The organism is Desulfovibrio sp. DV, from assembly GCF_001936595.1.
Classification (GTDB): Bacteria; Desulfobacterota; Desulfovibrionia; order Desulfovibrionales; family Desulfovibrionaceae; genus Solidesulfovibrio.
The window spans coordinates 1-2,084 of the sequence record NZ_MLBG01000187.1; the positions used below are offsets into that span (position 1 = coordinate 1).

Sequence of the window (2,084 nt, forward strand, 5' to 3'; positions counted from 1 at the left end):
GGGACGCCGTCCCGGACCCTGGCAGGGCGGCTGCCCTGCACCCGCCGGGGGGGGTGACCCCCCCGGACCCCCGGATAGGGGTATGGCCGATGACGATTTCATTGTTACTTATGAAGCGAGGCGTCACGGCTTCGGGCTGCGGGAGACACAGCTTTGCCCAACCTCGCGAAATGGTCGTTTCAGGCGGACTTGCTGCCTGACCATGAAAATGTCATCCATACCCAGATAAAAGTTTCAGGGAGTGCCGGAGTCGGGACATACCCATTGTGCGGGCCGCCGGCCCGGGGTTCCCTCCTCCGCATTCTCTCCTTTTTTCCCACTCAAGGAGCCATCATGCAGCGTAGAGCCAGCGGTGTGCTCATGCACATCACCTCGCTTCCGTCCCGGTTTGGTATTGGCGATTTCGGCCCTGGCGCGCGCCGTTTTGCCCGTTTTTTGGCGCAGTCCTCGCAGTCGTACTGGCAGATCCTGCCGCTCACACCGACCTCCACCTATATCGGCAATTCGCCCTACAGCAGCGATTCGGCCTTTGCCGTCAATCCGCTGTTGATCAGCCCCGAGCAGTTGGTTGCCGACGGTTGGCTCGAGGGTGGGGAGATCGAGGCGGCGGTGGTGGCCGGGAATCCGGCCGTGGCCGAGTATGAACAGGCGCAAGTCAAAAAGGACGCACTGTTGCGGCTGGCCTTTGGCAAGAACCGGGAGCGGCTGGAGCAGGAAGCCGGCTTTACGGTCTTTTGCCGGGAGGAGGCCGGCTGGCTTGACGATTATGCCCTGTTCCGGGCGGCCAAACGGGAGCGCAACGAGGCCGGGTTTAGCGAGTGGCCCAACGAGTTGCGCGACCGCGATGCCCGGGAGCTTTCCGCCCTGTCCCTGCGCATGGCCGAGGAAATCGAGTATGTCCGGTTTGTGCAGTATCTGGCCGACGGGCAGTGGAAGGCGCTTCGGGCCGAGCTGCGCCGGTCCGATATCCAGATTATCGGCGACATGCCCATCTATGTCACCGAGGACAGCGCCGATGTCTGGGCCAATCCGGGCCTGTTCAAGCTTGGGAGCGACAAGCGGCCGGTCCTGGTGGCCGGCGTGCCGCCGGATTATTTCAGCGAGACAGGCCAGCGGTGGGGCAATCCGGTCTACGATTGGCCGGCCCATGAGGCTGAGGGCTTTGCCTGGTGGCTGCGGCGCATGGAGCGCACCCTGGCCCTGTATGACATCGTGCGGCTGGATCATTTCCGGGGCTTTGAGGCCTATTGGGAAATTGCGGCCAGCGAGGAGACAGCGGTACGGGGCGAGTGGGTCAAGGCTCCGGGCCGGGCCCTTTTTACAGCCATGACCCGGCGTTTCCCGGCCCTGCCGATCATTGCCGAGGACCTGGGCGTTATCACCGCCGAGGTGCGCGAACTCATGCAGGCCTTCGGGTTTCCCGGAATGCGCGTGCTCCAGTTCGCCTTCGGCTCAAGCCTGGCCGAAAACCGCGACGCGCCGCATAATTACAGCCACAACAGCGTGGCCTACACCGGCACCCACGACAACAACACCACCCTGGGCTGGGCGCGCAGCGAATCCGGCAGCGAGGTCCTGGAATCGCTCTATGCCTATCTCGGCCGCCAGATTCCCCACGAGGAGACGCCCTGGGAACTGTTGCGGCTGGTCATGGCCAGCGCGGCTTCCAAGGTGGTCGTGCCCATGCAGGACCTTTTGTGTCTGGGCGAGGGGGCGCGCATGAACATGCCGTCGGTGGCCAAGGGCAACTGGAGTTGGCGGGCCGGGGACGATCAGTTCGAGCCGGCCATTGCCGCCCGGCTCAAGGCCATGACCGGGATTTTCGGCCGCAATCATTGACCGGACGGCCTTCCTGCGGCAACCACCCGCAGCAGCCACAAATTAACCGTTTCCCTGCCCGTTGCTCCTGGGGGCTGCCCCCCCGGAGCAACGGTGGACCCGTCAGGCTTCCACTGCGGCGGCTTTGCCCGACCGACGCTTTTTTTTCCTGCTCCCTCCCACCGACGCGATACCGCCGCCCCTTTTTACCCATACGGGGGGTCCGGGGGCCTCAGGCCCCCGGCCGCCGGAGGCATTCCCCCCTC

General features: G+C 64.6%; 1 protein-coding gene. It reads left to right on the forward strand.

The features are described from left to right. Window positions 1-330: 330 nt before the first annotated feature. Window positions 331-1,839, forward strand: a complete 1,509-nt coding sequence (malQ, locus tag DVDV_RS21620; protein ID WP_303046343.1) for a 4-alpha-glucanotransferase — start codon at window positions 331-333, stop codon at window positions 1,837-1,839. Window positions 1,840-2,084 lie beyond the last annotated feature (245 nt).